This window comes from Palleronia sp. THAF1 (genome assembly GCF_009363795.1).
Taxonomy (GTDB): domain Bacteria; phylum Pseudomonadota; class Alphaproteobacteria; order Rhodobacterales; family Rhodobacteraceae; genus Palleronia.
On the sequence record NZ_CP045420.1, the window covers coordinates 2265731 to 2287431 of the forward strand.

The window sequence follows — 21701 nt, forward strand, 5'->3', positions numbered from 1 at the left end:
CTGCCCCTTTATTGCGAGGCCAGTGTTACCTTGGATGGGTCGAAAGGTTCAATAATCGGTCGCACACCCAAGAGCGGTGCCGTGCGACGGATCACTTCGGCAGCCACCGGAACGGCCGTCCAACCCGCCGTGCGGCGCGGCTCAGAGCCAGAGTTGTCGGACGCTTCGTCAAGCGACACGACCAGCACGTATTGCGGGTCCGACGCGGGGAAAACGCTGGCGAAGGTGTTGATATTCTTGTCTTGATGGTAGCCCGCGCCACTGGTCAGCGGCTTGTTGGCCGTGCCCGTCTTGCCGCCCACCTCGTACCCCGGAACGCGACCAAGGCTTGCGGTCCCGCGCACGACCACTTCGCGCAGCATCTGGGTCGAGGCTCGGCTGACATCCTCGCGCACCAGGCGTGGGCCGGGCGCGGCATAGTCACGCTTGAGCAACGTCGGCGTAACCTTTGTTCCGCCGTTCAGAAGCGAGGCATAGGCCGTCGCCAGGTGCAGCGGCGACGCTGCGAAACCATGCCCGTAAGAGGCTGTGATCGTAACGATTTCAGACCAGTTGGACGGCACCAGCGGTTGCGCGCCGGGGGCTTCGATCAATTCGATCGGGGACGGATCGAACACGCCGAAGGAGTCCAGGAACTCGCGCTGCCGCTTCGGCCCGATCTGCAGCGCCATTTTTGCGGTGCCGACGTTCGAGCTTTTGACGATGACATCGGTGACGGACAGCAATGGCCCGTAGTTTTTGTTCTGGAACTCGCGAATCCGGTGCCGACCCCATGTCATCGGCGCGTCCGCGTCGACCATCGTGTTGGCGCTGACCAAGCCAAGCTCCATCGCCTGTGCGGCGGTGAATATCTTGAAAGTCGATCCCAGTTCATACACGCCCTGCACCGCGCGGTTGAACAAGGGGCTGTCGCCCGCGTCGCCTTCGGTCAGCGGACGGGGGCGGTCGTTCGGGTCGAAGTCGGGCAGCGACACCATCGAGACGACCTCTCCGGTGTGGATGTCCATCATCACCCCGGCCGCACCCTTGGCGTTCATCAGGCTCATACCGCCCATCAGCACTTCGCGCATGGTGGACTGAACGGCCACGTCCAGCGCAAGCTCCAGCGGCTGGCCCTTGCGGGCGGGGTCACGCAGGGTGTCATCCAAGGCCTTCTCGATACCTGCAACGCCGATCACCTCGGCGCTGGAAACACCCTCGCGGCCGAAGGTGGCCCCGCCCAGAACATGGGCGGCCAGGCGGCCCTTGGGATACAGACGCATCTCACGCGGGCCGAACAGCAGGCCGGGATCGCCGATGTCGTGGACAGCCTGACGCTGCTCTGGGCTGACCTTCTTCTTGATCCACAGGAATTTGCGATCACCCGTAAAATCTTCGATCAGTTCCGCTTCATCGAGATCCGGGAAGATCGCGGCAAGCTTCTTCGCGGCCCCCTCCTTGTCGATCATGTGGGGCGGCTGCGCATAGAGCGCGAAGGTCGACAGATTCGTGGCCAGCACGCGACCGTGGCGGTCGACGATATCGGCGCGTTGCGCAACGATCGAGTTTCCGGCGGTATAGGCGCGCGGCTCCATCGGCTCGCTGGTGGCCATCAGGCCCATGCGGGCGCCGATCACCAGAAAGGCGCAGACGAAGAAACCGGCTAGAATGACCAGGCGCCCCTCGGCGCGGCGACGGGTGGTCGCTTCGATCTCGGCGTTGCGTTGGCGCAGGTTCTCGCGCTCGATCCGGTCGGGGTTCTCGCCCTTGCCGCGCGCATCGAGGATACGGGCCAGCGGGCGCAGGGGAATGCGGGTCATGGCTGTGTCTCGGCTTTCAGGTTGATTGCGCCGTCCAGCCCGAAGGATGGCTCTGGCTGCGGGTAGCCGATCTGTTCAACCCCCGCGAAATGGTGCGGCAACAAGGGGATGAGGCCCAAGGTGCCGTAGTTGAGGTCGGCAAGATCGCGCAGGCGGCTGGGGCGGTTCAGGTAGGCCCATTCCGCCCGCAGGATCGCCAGCGTCTCACGCTGGGTTCCGATTTCATCCTGCAGCGCGCGCACTTCGGACAGCGCGCCCTGTGTCTCGTAGTTCTCGGAATAGGCCCAGAAGGCGAGCGCCATGATCGCGATTGCGGGAAGGATATAGAGAAGCGTTCTCATAGCTCGTCTTTCAGTGTCAGAGCGGGCAAGCCCAACGTCGTGCGATCCACCGGCCCGGCGGGCGCGTCGGTGCGCCGGGCAATACGCAGCCGCGCGGATCGCGCACGGGGATTGGCGTCGACTTCCGTATGATCCGCCGCGATTCCGCGCGAAAGCTCTGTGAAGCGCGGGTCGGGTTGTTCGGTGACGGGTGCGTGCCTGCTGCCACCCCCCACTTTGCCACCGCGCTGTTGCAAGAAGCGTTTGACGACGCGGTCTTCCATCGAATGAAACGTCACGACGGCCAACCAGCCGCCCGGCTTCAACGCACGCTCGGCGGCTTCCAGCCCGGCGACAAGCTGGCCGAATTCGTCGTTCACCGCGATGCGCAGGGCTTGGAATGTGCGGGTCGCGGGATGGCTTTGGCCCGGCTTGGGGCGCGGCAAGAGGCCCTCGACGATGCGCGCAAGCTGTCCGGTCGTCACGATTCTTCCATGAGCACGTTCGGCCACCAGCTTCTTGGCGATCCGGCGTGAGGCACGCTCTTCGCCGTATTGATAAAGGACATCGGCCAACTTTCCTTCTGGCAGATCGGCCACAAGGTCAGCCGCCGTGGGGCCGTCGGTGCCCATGCGCATGTCCAGCGGACCGTCGCGCATGAACGAAAAGCCGCGTTCCGCCTGATCGAGCTGCATGGAAGAAACGCCAAGGTCCAGCACAACGCCATCCACAGGATCGCCTGCAAGGGTGTCAAGTTCGCCGAAGACGCCTTCGACAAGACGCAACTGGTCGCCGTAGACCCCGGACCATTCCGCGGCCATGGGGAAGACGCTGGGATCGCGGTCAATGCCGATGACCGTATCAGCCCCGGCGGCCAGCAAACCCATGGAATAGCCCCCTGCCCCGAACGTCCCATCGACCCACGTGCCGGTGATCGGCGCGCAGGCTTGCAGGATCGGCGTCAACAGGACGGGGATGTGCGGGGGGCCGGGAGCGCTCATATTTCGATCAGTTTCGGACGCGTGCCCGCAAGGTTTTCAAGCGGATCGCGCGAGGGGTCGTAGTTCAGCTCTGGCGCGGCGGCGGGTCGGGCTTGGGTTTCGGCGTAATCCGCCGGATTCCACATGCGGAACTTGTCGCCCCGGCCTGCGAACAGCACCGTATCATTAGCCGCTATCCCCAGCTTTTCGCGCCCGCGCGGGGGTAGGACGATGCGGCCGGTCTCATCCAGATACATGGCCTGCGTCTGCTCGAAGACAGCTTTTTCAAGGTCCAGGCGGCGCGGATCGCCCGCGTCCCAGCCCAAAATCTGGATCTGCACGGCCTTGAACTGCTCGGCGGTCATGCCGGTCATGTATTTGGTCCGTTCGTCACCGAACATCAGCACGAAACCGGCCGGAGAGCCTGGCTCTCGACCGGGATGGCCTGCATCTATGACTTTTCGGAAGTCAGACGGGATCGATAGACGGCCTTTGCCATCCATCTTGTTCTCTTGGGTGCCGATGAAGATGTCGAACACCGCAAAGTCCCCTTGACCTGTCCCGCCCGTTTCGATTCTGATTCGCCTTAACGAAAACGGCGATCCGAACTGCTGCCACTGTTCGGATCGCCGCCTTCAACCCCGTTTGGGGAATGTCCGATGGCGCACGTCACCTGGGGGGATGTCTGCTCGCCCGCGCACCGGATCTGGTCGTAACGAAGAAGCGCTACATGATTTGCCTGTAGGAAACTCTCGCCTCGCTCACTTTTCTTGTTGGTCTTGATGTCAGGACTTGCGGGCTTTTCGCCTCTTTCGTCCACCGCCTCTTCGATGACAAAGGTATTCCATGGGAAATCGTGGGCGGCAAGAAAAAATCCGGCCAACATGGGCCGACCTCGGCATCGGGTATGGCATCAATCACACAGTTTCGTGAGAATTTGTCCGCTTTGGAACTGCATATTGTGCTATCATGAAGATTCGTAAGCACATCTGGTGCTAAAAAAGTTTGGCGCAAATTTGTCAGAATAGTGGCAGATCGGGCCAGGCGCGGCCGTCGCATCTTATCGACCCACCTGAATCCCGCTCGCGACCACCCCTTTCCCACCCGGAATCCATGATGTCCCATCAGACATCCGGAGAATTGGAAGCCGACGCCGATTCCCGCGCCTTGCGTTTGCTGCATAGCAGCATTGAGGTATCGGAGGATTGTGCAGCTGCAGCACGTGCCCCAAGTTAGCGTCAACGGCGACAAAAGATCGATCGCCAACCAGTCAAACTAATGAGGCACCGACATGGCATCCTTGAACACCACATACGCCGCCCCCCGCGCTGGCAACCGTTTCGCCCAGACCCGCGCCGGCCTGCGTCAGCGTTTCGAGGCGTGGAAAGTTTACCGCCGCACGCTGAACGAACTCAGCCAGCTGAGCGACCGCGAGCTGAACGACCTCGGCCTGCACCGCTCTGCCATCCGCGGCATCGCGCTGGAATCGGCATACGGGCACTAATTCGAATTCGGGTCGCGCGCTCGTCTCCTCCCCGAGCGCCGCGTGACCTGATCGGGCGGCGACACCGACCTCCTCCCCGGTGTCGCCGCTCCCAAGACAACAGAGGTTGCGACCGTCCACCTCCTCCCGGACGGAAGCTTCATCGGCGGCGAGTTCACCTCCTCCCGGGCTCGCCGCTTTGAAACACCAGAGGTTGCGAACGCCCACCTCCTCCCGGGCGAACGCTTCATCGGCGGCGGGTCCACCTCCTCCCGGGCCCGCCGTCCCGAAATTCAGACTGCAACCGCCCACCTCCTCTCGGGCGCGCGCATCACTGGCGGCGAAGCGCACCTCCTCCCGCGCTTCGCCGCTTTTTCGTTTTCAGACAGTGTTTTCTAGAACGGTGTGTCGCCTGCGCTGTCGGCGTCGACCAAGAAGCGCGCGACAACCTTCTTGTCGCCAGCCTTGTCGAAGCCGACGTCCAGCTTGTCGCCCTCGATCCCGTTGACGGTGCCGTAGCCGAACTTGGTGTGGAACACCCGATCGCCGGTGGAGAACGCCGACACTGCCTCGGCGTCGATCACCATGTTGCGGCTTTCTTTCGGCTGGCTCATCCCACGGTGCTGGCTGCGCGACTGCATCCGCTTCCAGCCGGGCGAGTTATAGACATCCGCTTTCGCCACGCGCTCGTGCAGTTCCGATTCCGCCTGCGCCATGATCTGCGGCGATGCGCTGGCCGCCATACCCGCCGCGCCGTAACCGCCACCATACAGGCCCGGAGGCGTCAGAACGTCCACGTGATCGGCGGGCAATTCATCAATAAAGCGCGACGGCAGCGCCGATTGCCATTGGCCATACACACGACGGTTGGCAGCGAAGGAAATCGTGCAAACCTCTTCGGCGCGGGTGATACCGACGTAGGCAAGACGACGCTCTTCTTCCAAACCCTTCTTGCCCGACTCGTCCATGGACCGCTGCGACGGAAACAAGCCGTCTTCCCATCCCGGCAGGAACACGGCGGGAAACTCCAGACCCTTGGCAGCGTGAAGCGTCATGATCGACACCTTCTCGCCCTCCTGCTCGGACCCGTTGTCCATGATCAGCGACACGTGTTCAAGGAACCCTTGCAGGTTCTCGAACCCCTCCAGCGCCTTGACCAGTTCCTTCAGGTTCTCCAGCCGACCCGGCGCTTCGGGCGTCTTGTCGTTCTGCCAGAAGGTCGTGTAGCCCGACTCGTCTAGGATGATTTCCGCCGTCTCGATATGGCTGCGCCCCTGATCCCGCACCATGTCGGCCCAGCGCGCCAGCCCGTCGACCAATTCCCGTAATGCCGCGCCGCCCTTGCCGCCCAAGCCTTTATCTTGCAGCAGAATGCGCGCGCCATCCACAAGGCCCACGCCATTGGCGCGCGCCGTCGTCTGGATCTTCTGTTGCGCAATATTGCCAAGGCCGCGCTTGGGCGTGTTCACGATCCGCTCGAACGCCAAATCATCGTCGGGCGATACAGCGAGGCGGAAGTAGGCCATGGCATCACGGATCTCCATCCGCTCGTAAAAGCGGGGGCCGCCGATGACGCGATACGGCAGGCCGATGGTCAGGAACCGATCCTCGAACGCGCGCATCTGGTGCGACGCGCGGACAAGAATTGCAATTTCATCCAGACCATAGGACTTCGGCAGAGGCAAATTATCCCGGCCTGCTTCGCTCAGTGTTTCAGCGCGCGCCAAGTTGACCTGATGAATATCTCCCATCACACCCGCAGAAACCTTGCCGCCTTTAGCTATTCTCTCAGCTTCTTGAGCAGGTGTCTGAGACCGTGGATTATTCCGGCGTCGAGCGACCGAGGAAGTTCCGCTATTAAGTGCCTCGACCTCTTCACCGACCCAGCGCGCTTCCTCGTCGCCATCCCAATGGCCGATCAGGCGCACCTTCTCGCCGGTTTCCTCAGCGGTCCATAGCGTCTTGCCCAGCCGCCCCTCGTTCGCGTCGATCACGCTGGATGCGGCGGCCAGGATATGGGGCGTCGAGCGGTAATTCTGTTCCAGCCGAACGACCTTGGCGCCCGGGAAGTCCTTCTCGAACCGCAGGATGTTGCCCACTTCGGCCCCGCGCCAACCGTAGATCGATTGGTCATCGTCGCCCACGCAACAGATGTTCTTGTGGTCTTGCGCCAGCAGCCGAAGCCACAGGTACTGGGCGACGTTCGTATCCTGATACTCGTCCACCAGAATGAAACGGAACCAGCGTTGGTACTGGGCCAGCACGTCCGGGTGGTCCTGGAAGATGGTGACGACGTGCAACAGAAGATCGCCGAAATCGACGGCGTTCAGCTCCAACAGGCGACGTTGATAAAAGTCATACAGCTCGGTGCCGCGATGATTGTAGGCCGAGGCATCGGCGGCGGGCACCTTCGCAGGCGTCAGCGCACGGTTCTTCCAACCGTCGATCAGACCGGCCAACTGCCGCGCGGGCCAGCGCTTTTCATCGATGTTCTCGGCCACGATCAACTGCTTCAGCAGGCGTAACTGGTCATCGGTGTCCAGAATCGTGAAGTTCGACTTCAGCCCCGCCAGCTCTGCATGCCGCCGCAACAGCTTGACGCAGATCGCGTGGAACGTGCCCAGCCACGGCATCCCCTCGATCGTCTGGCCCATCAGCCCACCGACGCGGTTCTTCATCTCGCGCGCGGCCTTGTTGGTGAAGGTCACGGCCAGAATCTCGTTCGGGCGCGCGCGGCCCGTCATCATCAGGTGCGCAATGCGCGCTGTCAGGGCCTTGGTCTTGCCGGTGCCCGCACCCGCCAGCATCAGGACCGGCCCATCCAGCGCCTCGACCGCCGCGCGCTGCGCGGGGTTCAGGCCCTCCAGATAGGGCGCGGCATGGACGGCGGACGCCCGCTGCGACAGAGGAACGGCGGCGTCGAACGCATCGGATTCGTCTTCAGGATACATGGGGTTCAGCATAGGCCGCTCTGTCCAAAAGGGAAAGGGCGCGTTCCGCCTTCGTTCCCACACGCAAAGATCAGCTATCCATTTGGTTCCTCGGCGCTTTCTCGCCACGGCATTTCACTTCCTGGAACGGAACCCGGCGCGACAGGCTTGGCTGTCCAGAACCGGCGCCGTGTGTGGCTGCCGGACAGCTTAGGAGTGACCAATGTCCAAGACCGTAATTCTCGCAACCGCCTCTGCCCTTGCTTTGTCAGGCGCCGCCTTCGCGCAGACGGCCACCAGCGCGACGGCAACGACCGACCTGAACCTGCGCGCAGGCCCCGGCCCCAATTACGAGATCGCAAGCGTGATTCCCGCCGACGGCGCCGTCACCATCGACCGCTGCCTGACCGACGGTGCATGGTGCGAAGTCAGCTACGATGGCACGACCGGCTGGGCTTACTCGCAGTATCTGACGGCCACCGTCAATGACGAGCCGACCGTGGTTTACCAGAACTACGAGCCGCTTGAAGTCACCACGGTCGAGCGGAACACCTTGGGCGGCAGCGTCCTCGGCGCGACTGTCGGTGCCGTCGCCGGTGCGCTGGTTGCGGGTCCGGTGGGCGCTGCGGCCGGAACCGCAGCCGCCGTCGGCGGTGCTGCCGGTGGCATCATCGGTGCCGACGCTGGCCTGCCGGAAACCACTGTGACCTACATCCAGCAGAACCCGGTCGAGCCGGTCTACCTGGAAGGTGAAGTGGTCGTCGGCGCCGGCGTCCCGCAGGATGTGGCCCTTTACGATGTTCCGGAAGAGCCTGTGCAATACGCCTACATCAATGGCCGCCCGGTCGCGATCGACCCCGAAACGCGCCAGATCGTCTACATCGTTCGGTAACCATCAGGACCTGAACGACTGGAACGGGCGGCCTTCGGGTCGCCCGATTTTTACATGCGCCATGTTCTTTGTTTTCACAAATACTCATGGCGCACTGCTGGCACACCCGCGCGTCATCGGCATAGTGCGCCCATGGATCTCGATGACCGCTACCCCGCCCTCTCAGACCTTGCCCACGCCGCCAAGCGCCGCGTGCCGCGCTTCGTGTGGGAGTATCTGGACAGCGCCACCGGGGACGAGGCGTCCAAGCATGCGAACCCGCAGGCATTGGATCAGGTAACATTGGTCCCACGCGTTCTGTCCGTACAAACAGCTAACCTCACCACGCGCCTCATCGGACGGGACTGGTCACTCCCCTTTGGCATCGCGCCCGTCGGAATGTCCGGACTGATATGGCCGGGTGCAGAGGTGGCGCTCGCGCAGGCCGCAACCAAAGCGAACATTCCCTACTCCCTGTCAACGGTGGCCGCCGCAACGCCGGAAATCGTCGGTCCGCATACCGATGGGCGCGGGTGGTTCCAGCTTTATCCGCCGCGCGATCCCGCCATACGGCGCGACATGCTCGCCCGCGCAAAAGACAGTGGCTTCAATACGTTGATTCTAACGGCAGACGTCGGCACGCCCAGCCGCCGAGAACGTCAGCGCCGCGCGCGCTTGACCAATCCAATGCGCCTGACGCCCAACATCGTCGCGGAGGCCGCGCTCGCACCTGCGTGGTCACTGGCAACTTTGCGTGCGGGTGTCCCCCGCCTACGAACCTTCGACAAATATGCCGATGACGACGCGCCGGGGGGCACGACGGGCCATATCGGATATCGCCTGCGCACTGCGCCCGACCTCGACTACCTCAAGGCCCTGCGCGACGAGTGGGACGGCGCGCTGATCGTCAAAGGCATTCTGCACACCGAAGACGCCCGCACAGTCGCGCCCCTTGCGGATGCGATCTGGGTGTCGAACCACGGAGGACGTCAGTTCGAGGCGGCGCCCGCCGCTGCAACGCAGCTTCCCGCGATCCGTGCCGCCTGCCCCGACACGCCTTTGATCGCCGACGGCGGCGTGCGTTCCGGCACAGATATCCTGCGGCTGATCGCGCTTGGAGCCGATTTCGTCATGCTGGGCCGCGCGTTCCACCATGGCCTCGCCGCCCTTGGCCCGAAGGGCATCGACCACGCCATTCACATCCTGCGCAAAGGCTTGATCGCCGATATGGGCCAGCTTGCCATCGCCACGCCGTTGCAGGTGCGCAATCGATTGAAGTAGGTGCATTGCCTATACGATGTTAGCGCCCTACCGTCATGCTGCACCTGCACAACAAGGCGGCCCCATGACCGAATTCAAGAAAATCCTCATCGCCAATCGCGGCGAAATCGCCATCCGCGTCATGCGCGCGGCCAACGAGCTGGGCAAGCGCACCGTCGCTGTCTACGCGGCCGAGGACAAGCTGTCGCTGCACCGCTTCAAGGCGGACGAGGCGTATCAGATCGGCGAAGGCCTGGGCCCGGTCGCCGCCTATCTGTCGATCGAGGAAATCATCCGCGTCGCCCGCGCCTGCGGCGCCGACGCAATCCATCCGGGCTATGGCCTGCTGTCCGAAAACCCCGATTTCGTGGACGCCTGCACCGACGCCGGGATCACCTTCATCGGTCCCAAGGCCGAAACTATGCGCCAGTTGGGCGACAAGGCCAGCGCGCGCCGCGTGGCGATCGAGGCCGGCGTGCCGGTCGTGCCCGCCTCCGAAGTCCTGACCGACGACATGGATGCCGCTCGCGCCGCCGCAGAAGAGGTCGGCTACCCGATCATGCTCAAGGCGTCATGGGGCGGCGGCGGGCGCGGGATGCGTCCGATCATGGGGCCGGACGAGCTGGAGGAAAAGGTCCTAGAGGGCCGCCGCGAGGCCGAGGCCGCCTTCGGCAATGGCGAGGGCTATCTGGAGAAGATGATCCTGCGCGCCCGTCACGTGGAGGTGCAGATCCTGGGCGACAGTCACGGCGCGATCTACCACCTGTGGGAACGCGACTGTTCCGTCCAGCGCCGCAACCAGAAAGTCGTCGAGCGCGCGCCCGCGCCGTATCTGTCCGGCGCCCAGCGAGAAAAGATCTGCAACCTTGGCAAGAAGATCGCCGAGCATGTGGGCTACGAGTGCGCCGGCACCATCGAATTCCTGATGGATATGGACACGGGAGAGTTCTTCTTCATCGAGGTGAACCCCCGCGTTCAAGTCGAACACACCGTGACCGAAGAGGTCACCGGCATCGACATCGTCCGCGCCCAGATCCTGATCGCCGAGGGCAAGTCGCTGATCGAGGCGACCGGCACCGCCAGCCAGTACGACGTGAAACTCGACGGCCACGCTATTCAATGCCGGATCACCTCTGAGGACCCGACCAACAACTTCATCCCCGACTACGGCCGCATCACCGCCTACCGTGGGGCCACCGGCATGGGTATCCGTCTGGACGGCGGCACCGCCTATTCGGGCGCGGTCATCACCCGTTACTACGATTCGCTGCTGGAAAAGGTCACCGCTTGGGCGCCCACGCCCGAGGCCGCGATCAAGCGGATGGACCGGGCCCTGCGCGAGTTCCGAATCCGGGGCGTCAGCACGAACATCGACTTCGTGATCAACCTGCTGCGCCACCCGATCTTCCTGTCGAACGAATACCACACCAAGTTCATCGACCAGACGCCGGAGCTGTTCCACTTCAAGGCACGCCGCGACAGGGCGACCAAGATCCTGAACTACGTCGCCGACATCACGGTCAACGGCCACCCCGAGACCGAGAACCGCGCGATGCCGCCTGCAGAGGCGCGTCTGCCCATACCGCCGAAGAACCGTACCGATGGCCCGGCGTCCGGGACCCGGCAGTTGCTTGATGACTTCGGCCCGCAATCCGTGGCCGACTGGCTGGCCGACCAGCCGCAACTACTCATCACCGACACCACCATGCGCGACGGCCACCAGTCGCTGATCGCCACCCGCATGCGCTCGATTGACATGATCCGCGTGGCACCGACCTATGCGCATAACCTGTCGCAGCTGTTCAGTGTCGAATGCTGGGGGGGTGCTACCTTCGATGTGGCCTACCGCTTCCTGCAGGAATGCCCTTGGCAGCGCCTGCGCGACCTGCGCGCCGCGATGCCCAACATCATGACGCAGATGCTTCTGCGCGGTTCTAACGGCGTGGGCTACACGAACTATCCCGACAACGTGGTGCAGGCCTTCGTGGCGCAGGCGGCCAAGTCGGGCATCGATGTGTTCCGCGTGTTTGACAGCCTCAACTGGGTCGAGAACATGCGCGTGTCGATGGATGCCGTTATCGAGGCCAACAAGATCTGCGAAGGCACCGTGTGCTACACCGGCAATCTGATGGACCCGGACCGCGACAAGTATGACCTTAAATACTACGTCGACACCGCACAGCAATTGAAAGCCGCAGGCGCACATATCCTTGGCGTGAAAGACATGGCTGGGCTGATGAAGCCCGCAGCCGCGCGCATCCTGTTCAAGGCACTGAAGGAAGAGGTCGGGCTGCCGATTCACTTCCACACCCACGACACCGCCGGTATTGCCTGCGGCACCATCCTTGCCGCCGCCGACGCGGGGGTCGATGCCGTGGACTGTGCGATGGACTCACTATCGGGCAACACGTCGCAAGCGACCCTTGGCACCGTGGTCGAAGCTCTGCGCGGATCCGAGCGTGACACCGGCCTGGATATCGACGCGATCCGCGAGATCTCCAACTACTGGGAAAGCGTGCGCGACCACTACGCCGCGTTCGAAAGCGGCCTGCAGGCCCCCGCGTCAGAGGTTTATCTGCATGAGATGCCCGGCGGCCAGTTCACCAACCTCAAGGGTCAGGCCCGTGCCATGGGATTAGAGGAGCGCTGGCACGAGGTGGCCCATACCTACGCCGAGGTAAACCAGATGTTCGGCGACATCGTGAAGGTCACGCCGTCGTCCAAGGTCGTGGGCGACATGGCACTGATGATGGTGAGCCAAGGCCTGACCCGCGAGCAGGTCGAGGACCCGAAAGTCGAAGTCAGCTTCCCCGACTCGGTCATCGACATGATGCGCGGCGCTTTGGGCCAGCCTCCGGGCGGGTGGCCGGATGCGATCCAGAAGAAGGTGCTGAAGGGCGAGAAACCCTTGACCGAGCGCCCCGGTCTGGCACTGGACCCGGTGGATCTGGAATCCGCCCGCGCCGAGGCGTCAGAGAAGTGCGGCGGTGTGGAAATCGATGACGAGGACCTCATGGGATACCTGATGTATCCGAAGGTCTTCACCGATTACCGTCTTCGGAACGAGGAATACGGACCGGTCCGCACCCTGCCCACGCACACTTTCTTCTACGGTATGGAGCCGGGCGAAGAGATCACGGCCGAAATCGACCCCGGAAAGACGCTGGAGATCCGCTGTCAGGCGCTGGGCGGCACCGACGACAAGGGAGAGGTCCGCGTCTTTTTCGAACTGAACGGCCAGCCTCGCACAGCCCGCGTGCCGAACCGCAAGTTGGCGGGCACCTCCGCCGTTCGTCCCAAGGCAGAGCTGGGCAACGCCAACCACGTGGGCGCGCCGATGCCGGGGGTGGTCGCCTCGGTCGCGGCCGAAGCAGGCAAGAAGGTGAAACAGGGCGATCTTTTGCTGACCATCGAGGCGATGAAGATGGAATCCGGCCTGCACGCCGACCGCGATGCCACGATCAAGGCCGTTCACGTCACCCCTGGCGCGCAGATCGACGCGAAGGATTTGCTGATCGAACTCGAATAAGCCAATGACCGCCGGTTTGACGTAGATCAAATCGGCGGTCGCTGCGGTGTGCTTCAGATGGTGAAAATCCATAAGGAGCAGTTCGATGATCGCAGCCCGCTACTTTCCCGTCCTCGCCCTGACGCTTGCCGCCTGCACACCGGCGTTGGAGTCAGAGGTCTCGCGCGACCTGCCGTCGGGCAAGGTGCTTTACACGCAAAGCTGTTCCGGCTGCCATGGCGCGTCCGGTCGGGGCGACGGACCGATGGCAGCCGATCTAACCCGCACCCCCGCTGACCTGACGACTCTGGCAGCGGATTGGCAGGAATACCCACAAACGCATGTCATGGGCTACGTAGACGGCTATTTCCGCGACGGCACGGCGGGTGAAGTCATGCCGGCGTTCGGCAGCGGCATGGCCGATGGCCCGCTCGTTCCATTCGACGCGGGCGACGGCGTGATGTCGCCCACGCCCCAAGCGCTGATCCGAATCGCCGATTACGTCGAGACGTTGCAGGTCCGCTAGCTCTGGACGGCGCGACGGTTCGGGCCACCTGATGCGACAACACAGGAGAGCATCATGACCAACGCCCGCAGTATTCACCTCGCCTCGCGCCCCAAGGGCGCCCCCACCGCAGAGAACTTCCGGCTGGAAGTGCACGATCTGCCCGACCCGAGTGACGGCGAAGTCAGCCTGCGCGTAATCTGGCTATCGCTCGATCCTTACATGCGCGGTCGGATGGACGATGGCCCGTCCTACGCCGAGCCGATCAAGGTTGACGGTGTCATGGGCGGGCAAACCGTCGCCGAAGTCATCGCGTCGAAAGCCGACGGCTTCGCGACGGGCGATATCGTCACCGGCATGACCGGGTGGACCACCCATGCGACGATGCCTGCCGACGGGCTGCGCAAGCTGAACCCCGATCAGGCCCCGGTGCAGACCTCGCTGGGCGTTCTGGGGATGCCCGGAATGACCGCGTGGACGGGGATTTCCGAACTGATCGGCGCGAAAGAGGGCGAGACCATCGTGATCTCTGCCGCCACGGGTGCCGTCGGCGCGGTCGCGGGCCAGATCGCCAAGGCGCGTGGGTGCCGCGTGATCGGCGTCGCGGGTGGGCCAGAGAAGTGCAGTTTCGCCACCGACACGCTGGGCTATGACGCCTGCATCGACCACTACGCGATGGACGACGGCAAAGCGATGGCCAAGGCGCTGTCCGAGCAGGCCCCGAACGGCATCGACGGTTACTTCGAGAACGTCGGCGGCAAGACCACCGCAGGAGTCATCCCGAACATGGCTCTGAACGGTCGGATCGCAGTGTGCGGCATGGTCGCTTGGTACAACGGCGCGAACATGGATCAGACGATCCCTCTGCCCCTTGTCTGGCGCACGATCCTGACCAAGCGCGTGACCGTGCGCGGCTTCATCGTGTCCGATCACTGGGATCGCTTCGACGCCTTCCTGTCCGAAGTTGCGCCGCTGGTGCAGTCCGGCAAGCTGACATGGCGCGAAGACGTGACCGAGGGGCTGGAAAACGCGCCAGAGACCTTCATGGGCATGCTGACGGGCGATAATTTCGGCAAGACCCTGATCCGAGTTGGCGACGACGCGTAGATTTCCCCTTGCGGCCCGCGTGCGGAGATTCTACATCGCGCTCACTCATTGGCACGCGGGCGTAGCTCAGGGGTAGAGCATAACCTTGCCAAGGTTAGGGTCGGGCGTTCGAATCGCCTCGCCCGCTCCAATGAGATAGCCTCCGATGGCATGCGGGCGTAGCTCAGGGGTAGAGCATAACCTTGCCAAGGTTAGGGTCGGGCGTTCGAATCGCCTCGCCCGCTCCATCGGAACCTCTTCACTTTTTCCTCAAGTGATCGCCCTATCTTGCAACGGGCTGATTAGAGCGCTGGCGGCTATGCCATTCTGCAAACCCAGCTTAATCGAAATCGGCGTGCGCGCGGGATCGCTCCGAGGGCTATCCTCCCTTTCGCCCAATCATCTCGAACCGGTCCACGTCCACCATCCCAAGATCGGTGATCTTAAGATGCGGGATCACCGGCAGAGCGATAAAGGCAAGTTGCAGGAACGGCTCGTTCAGGACCACGCCCAAGCCTTTGGCCGCAGTGCGCAACGCTTCGAGTGATGCGCGCACCTCCTCAAAGGGCCGCTCGCTCATCAGCCCGGCGACGGGCAACGCAAGCTCGGCCAGAACCACGCCGCCGTCCACCACGCAGAACCCGCCCTCGATCTGGTCAAGCCGGGTCGCGGCCAAGGCCATGTCGTCATAGTCCGCACCCACGACGATCAGGTTGTGGTGGTCGTGGCACACGGTCGAGGCGATCGCCCCGCGCTGCATCCCGAAGCCACGCACGAAGCCGTTGGCGTGACCGCCGGATCGTCCGTGCCGCTCGATCACCGTCACGCGCGCAAGGTCACGCGCGGGGTCGGGCCGTTGGTCGCCATCCGTCGCGGGGATCTCTTCCGTCAGGTGGTCCGTCAGGATCTGCCCCTCGTTGATGCCGATCACCGGAACCGGACCGCTTCCGGAATGGCGGAACATATCGGCGGAAATTGCGGGCACCTGCACGGAACTGCGTCCGATGACGGGCCCCGCCTGCCGTGTCTCTCCGGGCAACTCCGCGCCACCGGACCAGACCGCCTGCGCATCGCACATGGCCAAAGACCCCACGGCCACGATGTCCGCCCGCTTGCCCGGTGCGATCTGGCCGCGATCCTTCAGTCCGAACGCCTCTGCGCCCGACAAGGACGCCACGCGGTAGGCGACCAGCGGGTCCACCCCGCCTGCGATGGCGGTCCGGATCATATGATCAAGATGCCCCTCTTCGCCGATATCCAGCGGGTTCCGGTCGTCCGTGCAGAAAGCCAGATAGGGCGACAGCCGCTCGGTCATCAGGGGCAGCAGGGCGTGTAGATCCTTCGACACCGAGCCTTCCCGGATCAGGATCCGCATCCCCTTGCGCAGCTTCTCGCGCGCTTCCTCGGCGCTGGTCGCTTCGTGCTCGGTGCGGATACCGGCGGCGACGTAGGCATTCAGGTGGCGCCCCGACAGTAGCGGCGCGTGACCGTCGATATGCCGTTCGGCGAATGCGCCTAGCTTGGCCATGCAGCCTGCATCTCCGCCGACGACGCCCGGATAATTCATGAACTCCGCCAGCCCCAGCGCGCGGGGGTGGTCCGCCAGAGCCGCGAGCGCCTCTGCATCAATCCGCGCGCCGGATGTCTCCAGATGCGAAGACGGCACGCAGGACGACAGCATCACCCGAATGTCGATGGCGCTTTGGCCCGCTTGCTCCAATGCCCATTCCAAAGCCTCGACGCCCAGCACGTTGGCAATCTCATGCGGATCCCAGATTGCAGTCGTCGTGCCGCGCGGCCCGACGCAACGGGCGAATTCGGACGGCGTGACCAGCGACGATTCGATATGCAGGTGCGTGTCGATGAAACCGGGCACCAAGGTCAGCCCGGTCACGTCGCGCACCGGTCCGTCGCAGTCGTGCCCGACGCTGGCAATCACGCCACCAACGATTCCCACGTCACCTGGAACCAGATCACCCGTGACCACGTCCAGAACCGTGCCGCCGCGCAGCACCACGTCGGCGTGGGCATCGCCACGCGCCACGGCGATCAGATGTGGCAGATCAGACATCGGCGTTCCTTCATCTTGTCGAAAACACTCAAAACCGTCGCCCGGCAAAGAAGTCCCGCAGCAGATCGGCGCTCTCGGTTTCCCCGATCCCGGAATAGACCTCCGGCACCCAATGCGCCTGCGGGTGCGAGAACACCCGCGCGCCCTGCGCCACCCCACCCGATTTCGGATCGCTCGCGCCATAATACAGCCGCGCGACGCGGGCCGCCGCGATGACGCCGGCGCAGGCCGCGCAGGGCTCCAGCGTCACGTAAAGCGATGCGCCGGGCAGCCGTTCCGATCCCAGTGCCGCGCAAGCCGCGCGGATCGCCTGAACCTCTGCGTGAGCGGACGGGTCGCACAGCGCGCGGGTCTCGTTGCCCGCAAAGGCCAGCACCTCACCTTCGGCAGACACCACGACCGCGCCCACCGGCACCTCTCCGCGGGCGGCGGCGGCGCGGGCCTCTTCCAGCGCAAGGGACATGAACGGGCTTTGCATTCCCCCGATCTGCGCCTAGCAACGGGGGCATGTCCAGCCCCACCCCAGAAACACCGCCGACCGGCGACCGTATCGCCAAGGTCATCGCCCGCGCAGGCCGCGCATCGCGCCGCGAGGCAGAGCGCCTGATCGAAAGCGGCCGCGTCACCGTGAACGGCAAGAAGATCGACAGCCCCGCGCTGAACGTCACGGCCGCGGATCGCATCACGGTGGACGGCGTGGACCTTGCCCCGCCCGACAACCCGCGCGTGTGGCTTTATCACAAGCCCGCCGGTCTGGTGACGACAGCCAGCGACGAGAAGGGCCGCGAAACGGTGTTCGACGCCCTGCCCGACGATCTGCCCCGCGTGATGAGCGTGGGGCGGTTGGACCTGAACTCCGAGGGGCTGTTGCTGCTGACCAACGACGGAGAGATCAAGCGCAAGCTGGAACTGCCCAGCACCGGCTGGCTGCGCAAGTATCGCGTGCGGGTGAATGGCCGTCCGACGATCGAGACGCTGGCGCCCTTGAAAAAGGGGATAGAGATCGACGGCCAGCGCTTTCGCCCGATGGAAGTCACGCTGGACCGTCAGCAGGGCGCGAATGCGTGGATCACCATCGGCCTGCGCGAAGGCAAGAACCGCGAAATCCGCCGCGCGATGGAGACTGTCGGCCTGCCGGTGAACCGCCTGATCCGCATCTCTTTCGGCCCCTTCCGCTTGGGCGATCTGAAGCAGGGCGCGGTGGAAGAGATCAAACCGCGCGTACTGCGCGAACAGCTTGGCCTATCAACCGAGGGGTTCGCCGAGAAAAAAGAGAAGCCCAACGTGCGACGCGGGAAACCGGGTGGAAAGCCCGGTGGCAAGCCGACTGGGAAACCGCAGGGTAAACCGCGCAAGTAAAAGGCCCGGCGTGATCGGCTGCGGGGATTTCCGTGTCGCGCGTAGACAAACCCGCGCCGTATTTGCCCATTCGCGACGCCGCCAACTCTTCTACACCCTCCGGAACGATCTTGGAGGAGACCGCCCATGCCCGCATTGTCCCTGTCCCGCCGCCTGCGCCGCACGCCGTTTTCCGAGGGGGTCGAGGCGCAGGGCGTCACGGCCTACACCGTCTATAACCACATGCTGCTGCCTACGGTGTTCCGTTCGGTCACAGAGGACTACCGCCACCTCAAGGAAGCGGTGCAGGTCTGGGATGTGGCGTGCGAGCGTCAGGTCGAGTTGCGCGGCCCCGATGCGGGCCGGTTGATGCAAATGCTGACCCCGCGTGACCTGCGCGGCGTGCTGCCCGGACAGTGCCTATATGTGCCCATCGTGGACGAAACCGGTGGGATGCTGAACGATCCGGTGGCTTTGAAGCTGGCCGAGGACCGCTGGTGGATCTCCATCGCCGACAGCGATCTGCTGTATTGGGTCAAGGGCATCGCTTACGGCTACCGGTTGGATGTACTGGTGGACGAACCCGACATCTCTCCGCTCGCAATCCAAGGCCCGAAGGCCGACGACCTGATGGCCGCCGTATTCGGTGACAGCGTGCGCAACCTCCGCTTCTTCCGCTTCGGCCACTTCGATTTCAACGGGCGCGACACGATCATCGCGCGGTCTGGCTACTCCAAACAGGGTGGGTTCGAGATCTACCACGACGGCACCGACTTCGGCATGGAGTTGTGGAACGCGCTGTTCGAGGCGGGCAAATCCATGGATGTCCGCGCTGGCTGCCCCAACCTGATCGAACGGATCGAGGGGGGCCTGCTGTCCTACGGTAACGACATGACCGACGACCACACGCCCCACGAATGCGGCTTGGGCCGCTTTTGCGACACGCAGACGGCCATCGGCTGCATCGGACGCGACGCGCTGCTGCGGGTAGCCAAAGAAGGACCCGTACAGCAAATCCGCGCGATCTCTATCGACGGCGCGCCGGTGCAAAGCTGCGACCGCTGGTGGCCGATCATGGCGAACGGAACAAAGGTGGGTCACATTTCATCCGCCGCGCATTCGCCGGACTTCGACACCAATGTCGCCATCGGCATGGTCCGCATGACCCACTGGGACGCCGGCACGGCGGTGACGGTGAACACGCCGGACGGCCCGCGCGACGCCCGCGTGGAAGAACACTTCTGGGCCTGACGCCACCGCTGACCTAGCGTCTGTCCCGGCGCGCCCCTATATCGGATGCGACTGTCCGGGGGCCTGCCATGCCACGTCTTTTGCTGACCGCACTCGTAGCTGCCATTGCGGTGGCGCTGCTGTCTCTGGCCGTGCGCGCCGTTGGCCGCACGGCACAATCGGTGCGCGCCGCGACCGGACCACGACCGCTTGGAGAAACGCCCATGCAACGCCTGTCTTTCGTGCTTCTCTGCGCGCTGATTTTCTATGCCGCGATCTGGGGGGCTGGCTGATGGCCCAACGCTTCGGCGGCGCGCATTCCCCCGGTGCCGCAAAGACCGATTGGTCCCGCAAGCGCCGCAGCCGGGTTGGCGCGCGCGCGAACGCCCTGTATATCGCGCCGATCCCGCTGCTGTTCACCGCATTCGGTCAGAACCCGGCGGGGCTTGCGTTCGATCTGGCCGCGTTCTTCACCCTGATGGGGGCGGCCTACCTGACGCGCGAAGGTCTGAAGGCCCACGACGCCTACGACGCCCGCACCACAGCCCGCCGCCCCGCGATCCCGCGCAAGATGCTGGGTGCCGCGCTGACCGGCGCGGGCCTTCTACTGGCGGGGCTGCCATCTCTCGGTGGCGGCATCATCCTCGCCATCCTCGGCACCGCTTTGCACGTGGCCGCCTTCGGCATAGACCCCTTGCGCAACAAGATGCCCGGCGGCGCACCGGCGTGGCAGTCCGAGCGTGTGGCGGCTGCCGTTGACGAAGCCGAGCGCCATTTGGCGGACATGCGCACCGCCATCGCAGGCACCGGCGACCGCCCGCTTCTGATCCGCACCGACAGTTTCGCCGAAACCGCGCGCGGTCTGTTCCGGCGGGTCGAACAAGACCCCCGCGATCTGGCGCAGGCGCGTCGATGGCTCGGCGTTTATCTGCTGGGTGCAAAGGACGCTGCGCAGAAATACGCCGCCTTGGCCGCCCGCAGCGATGCAAAAACAGCGCGGACTGAGTTCATGACGCTGCTCAACGACCTTGAACAAGGCTTTGCACGGCGTACAGAGACGATGCTGCTTGACGACCGCTCTGATCTTGACGTCGAGATCGAGGTGCTGCGCGAACGGCTGGACCGAGAGGGTCTGGCCATGGCGAGCGATGACCTGGGGGACAAGAACCGATGACCGATACCAAGACCGACCTGACAGCAGAGATCGAAGCCGTCACGGGCACGCCGCAGCCCGCCAACGAAGTGACGGACTACGATCAGTCCACCGGCGACACGCGCGCCGCCATCGAACAGCGCATGGCGCAGATCCAGATGGACGACACCGGCTCTATCATCGGGTTCGGGTCGGCTGCGCAGGAAGAGCTGCAGCAGATCAGCCAGTCGATGCTGAAGGACGTGAAGAACAAGGACATCGGGCCCGCCGGTGACAGCCTGCGTGGCATGGTCTCTGCCCTGCGCGGCTTTTCCGTGTCCGAGCTTGACCTCAGCCGCAAGCGCACCTTCTTCGACCGCATCCTTGGCCGCGCCGCCCCCATCAGCAAGTTCATGGCAAAGTACGAAGACGTGCAGGCCCAGATCGACGACATCACCACCCAGCTTCACGCCCACGAGCATCAGCTGCTGAAAGACGTGAAGTCGCTGGACCTGCTCTATGAAAAGACCCTCGCCTTCTACGACGAGCTGGCGCTGTACATTGCCGCCGGAGAGGAAAAGCTGCGCCGCCTGGATGCCGAAGATATCCCCGCGCTGGAGGCCAAGGCCACCGATGGTCAGGGCGACGATGTCATCGACAGCCAGCAGCTGCGCGACCTGCGCGCCGCCCGCGACGATCTGGAACGCCGCGTCCATGATCTGCGCCTGACGCGGCAGGTAACGATGCAGTCCCTGCCCTCGATCCGGCTGGTGCAGGAGAACGACAAATCGCTGGTGATGAAGATCAACTCCACACTCGTGAACACCGTGCCGCTGTGGGAAACGCAGTTGGCGCAGGCCGTCACGATCCAGCGCTCTGAAGACGCCGCGGATGCGGTAAAGTCGGCCAACGACCTGACCAACGATCTGCTGACCTCGAACGCCAAGAACCTCCGCGAAGCCAATGCGAAGGTCCGCACGCAGGTGGAGCGTGGCGTGTTCGACATCGACGCTGTGAAGCAGGCCAATGCAGAGCTGATCGCCACCATCGAGGAATCGCTGCAGATCGCCGATCAGGGCAAGGCCGCACGCAATCAGGCCGAAGGTGAGTTGCAGAAAATGGAGGCCGAGCTGAAGGACACGCTGGCCGCCGCGAAATCCCGCAAGCACGTTCCGGCGCAGGGCTGAC

19 protein-coding genes and 2 tRNA genes are annotated in these 21701 nt (G+C 64.0%); 13 read left to right on the forward strand and 8 right to left on the reverse strand.

All coding sequences use genetic code 11. The features are described 5' to 3' along the window. Positions 1 to 8 precede the first annotated feature (8 nt). Genes FIU81_RS11155 through FIU81_RS11175 form a run of 5 tightly spaced genes read right to left on the reverse strand, consistent with a single transcriptional unit; the run spans position 9 to position 3985 of the window. A complete protein-coding gene (locus tag FIU81_RS11155) occupies positions 9 to 1799 on the reverse strand; it encodes a peptidoglycan D,D-transpeptidase FtsI family protein (protein WP_124112105.1) in 1791 nt (596 codons plus the stop codon). Further along, on the reverse strand, positions 1796 to 2140 hold the full coding sequence (locus FIU81_RS11160; RefSeq protein ID WP_124112106.1) for a cell division protein FtsL: 345 nt from the start codon (positions 2138 to 2140) through the stop codon (positions 1796 to 1798). The genes FIU81_RS11155 and FIU81_RS11160 overlap by 4 nt, the downstream gene beginning before the upstream one ends. Continuing rightward, positions 2137 to 3120 carry a 16S rRNA (cytosine(1402)-N(4))-methyltransferase RsmH gene (rsmH, locus tag FIU81_RS11165; protein ID WP_124112107.1) on the reverse strand — a complete coding sequence of 328 codons (984 nt, stop codon included), beginning with the start codon at positions 3118 to 3120 and terminating at the stop codon, positions 2137 to 2139. The genes FIU81_RS11160 and rsmH overlap by 4 nt, the downstream gene beginning before the upstream one ends. Continuing rightward, positions 3117 to 3638 carry a division/cell wall cluster transcriptional repressor MraZ gene (locus FIU81_RS11170; protein ID WP_124112108.1) on the reverse strand — a complete coding sequence of 174 codons (522 nt, stop codon included), beginning with the start codon at positions 3636 to 3638 and terminating at the stop codon, positions 3117 to 3119. Before FIU81_RS11170 ends, rsmH begins: the two co-directional genes overlap by 4 nt. Before the next feature lie 47 nt (positions 3639 to 3685). After that, positions 3686 to 3985, reverse strand: coding sequence for a hypothetical protein (locus tag FIU81_RS11175; RefSeq protein WP_124112109.1), 300 nt, complete (start codon positions 3983 to 3985; stop codon positions 3686 to 3688). Positions 3986 to 4390: 405 nt separating this feature from the next. Here FIU81_RS11175 and FIU81_RS11180 point away from each other — a divergent pair, with 405 nt between their 5' ends. Next, positions 4391 to 4603 (forward strand): DUF1127 domain-containing protein, encoded by a 213-nt coding sequence (locus FIU81_RS11180; RefSeq protein WP_124112110.1) that lies wholly within the window; start codon positions 4391 to 4393, stop codon positions 4601 to 4603. Positions 4604 to 4977: 374 nt separating this feature from the next. Here FIU81_RS11180 and FIU81_RS11185 read toward each other — a convergent pair whose 3' ends face one another. Then, complete coding sequence (locus FIU81_RS11185) at positions 4978 to 7545, reverse strand: ATP-dependent helicase (RefSeq protein ID WP_413816205.1); 2568 nt, start codon at positions 7543 to 7545, stop codon at positions 4978 to 4980. 190 nt (positions 7546 to 7735) lie between these two features. On the opposite strand from FIU81_RS11185, the gene FIU81_RS11190 reads away from it, so the two are divergent. The 7 genes from FIU81_RS11190 to FIU81_RS11220 all read left to right on the forward strand — a co-directional run bounded on the left by FIU81_RS11190 (position 7736) and on the right by FIU81_RS11220 (position 14990). Beyond that, positions 7736 to 8404 carry a DUF1236 domain-containing protein gene (locus FIU81_RS11190; RefSeq protein ID WP_124112111.1) on the forward strand — a complete coding sequence of 223 codons (669 nt, stop codon included), beginning with the start codon at positions 7736 to 7738 and terminating at the stop codon, positions 8402 to 8404. Positions 8405 to 8536: 132 nt separating this feature from the next. Beyond that, complete coding sequence (locus FIU81_RS11195; RefSeq protein ID WP_124112112.1) at positions 8537 to 9664, forward strand: alpha-hydroxy acid oxidase; 1128 nt, start codon at positions 8537 to 8539, stop codon at positions 9662 to 9664. Positions 9665 to 9728: 64 nt separating this feature from the next. Next, a complete protein-coding gene (locus FIU81_RS11200) occupies positions 9729 to 13172 on the forward strand; it encodes a pyruvate carboxylase (RefSeq protein ID WP_124112113.1) in 3444 nt (1147 codons plus the stop codon). 85 nt (positions 13173 to 13257) lie between these two features. Next, positions 13258 to 13677, forward strand: a complete 420-nt coding sequence (locus FIU81_RS11205; RefSeq protein WP_124112114.1) for a c-type cytochrome — start codon at positions 13258 to 13260, stop codon at positions 13675 to 13677. A 54-nt stretch (positions 13678 to 13731) separates the two neighbouring features. After that, a complete protein-coding gene (locus tag FIU81_RS11210; protein ID WP_124112115.1) occupies positions 13732 to 14763 on the forward strand; it encodes an NADP-dependent oxidoreductase in 1032 nt (343 codons plus the stop codon). Positions 14764 to 14818: 55 nt separating this feature from the next. Then, positions 14819 to 14893: transfer RNA gene (locus FIU81_RS11215), tRNA-Gly, on the forward strand. A 22-nt stretch (positions 14894 to 14915) separates the two neighbouring features. Further along, positions 14916 to 14990: transfer RNA gene (locus tag FIU81_RS11220), tRNA-Gly, on the forward strand. A gap of 131 nt (positions 14991 to 15121) precedes the next feature. On the opposite strand, the gene ade is transcribed toward FIU81_RS11220, so the two are convergent. Together ade and FIU81_RS11230 are read right to left on the reverse strand one after the other, a co-directional pair. After that, on the reverse strand, positions 15122 to 16813 hold the full coding sequence (ade, locus tag FIU81_RS11225) for an adenine deaminase (RefSeq protein WP_124112116.1): 1692 nt from the start codon (positions 16811 to 16813) through the stop codon (positions 15122 to 15124). 28 nt (positions 16814 to 16841) lie between these two features. Continuing rightward, the gene (locus tag FIU81_RS11230; RefSeq protein ID WP_254695902.1) at positions 16842 to 17291 is read right to left on the reverse strand and encodes a nucleoside deaminase; all 450 of its coding nucleotides are present in this window, start codon (positions 17289 to 17291) and stop codon (positions 16842 to 16844) included. A 29-nt stretch (positions 17292 to 17320) separates the two neighbouring features. On the opposite strand from FIU81_RS11230, the gene FIU81_RS11235 reads away from it, so the two are divergent. The 5 genes from FIU81_RS11235 to FIU81_RS11255 all read left to right on the forward strand — a co-directional run bounded on the left by FIU81_RS11235 (position 17321) and on the right by FIU81_RS11255 (position 21700). Beyond that, the gene (locus FIU81_RS11235; RefSeq protein WP_124112117.1) at positions 17321 to 18172 is read left to right on the forward strand and encodes a pseudouridine synthase; all 852 of its coding nucleotides are present in this window, start codon (positions 17321 to 17323) and stop codon (positions 18170 to 18172) included. A gap of 126 nt (positions 18173 to 18298) precedes the next feature. Continuing rightward, positions 18299 to 19402: a dimethylsulfoniopropionate demethylase gene (locus FIU81_RS11240; RefSeq protein ID WP_124112118.1), complete on the forward strand. Its 1104-nt coding sequence runs from the start codon at positions 18299 to 18301 to the stop codon at positions 19400 to 19402. Between the two features lie 68 nt (positions 19403 to 19470). Beyond that, positions 19471 to 19674, forward strand: coding sequence for a hypothetical protein (locus FIU81_RS11245; RefSeq protein ID WP_124112119.1), 204 nt, complete (start codon positions 19471 to 19473; stop codon positions 19672 to 19674). Beyond that, entirely contained in the window at positions 19674 to 20555 is an 882-nt protein-coding gene (locus tag FIU81_RS11250) for a 5-bromo-4-chloroindolyl phosphate hydrolysis family protein (protein ID WP_124112120.1), read from the forward strand. The genes FIU81_RS11245 and FIU81_RS11250 overlap by 1 nt, the downstream gene beginning before the upstream one ends. Next, positions 20552 to 21700, forward strand: a complete 1149-nt coding sequence (locus FIU81_RS11255) for a toxic anion resistance protein (protein WP_124112121.1) — start codon at positions 20552 to 20554, stop codon at positions 21698 to 21700. The genes FIU81_RS11250 and FIU81_RS11255 overlap by 4 nt, the downstream gene beginning before the upstream one ends. Position 21701 lies beyond the last annotated feature (1 nt).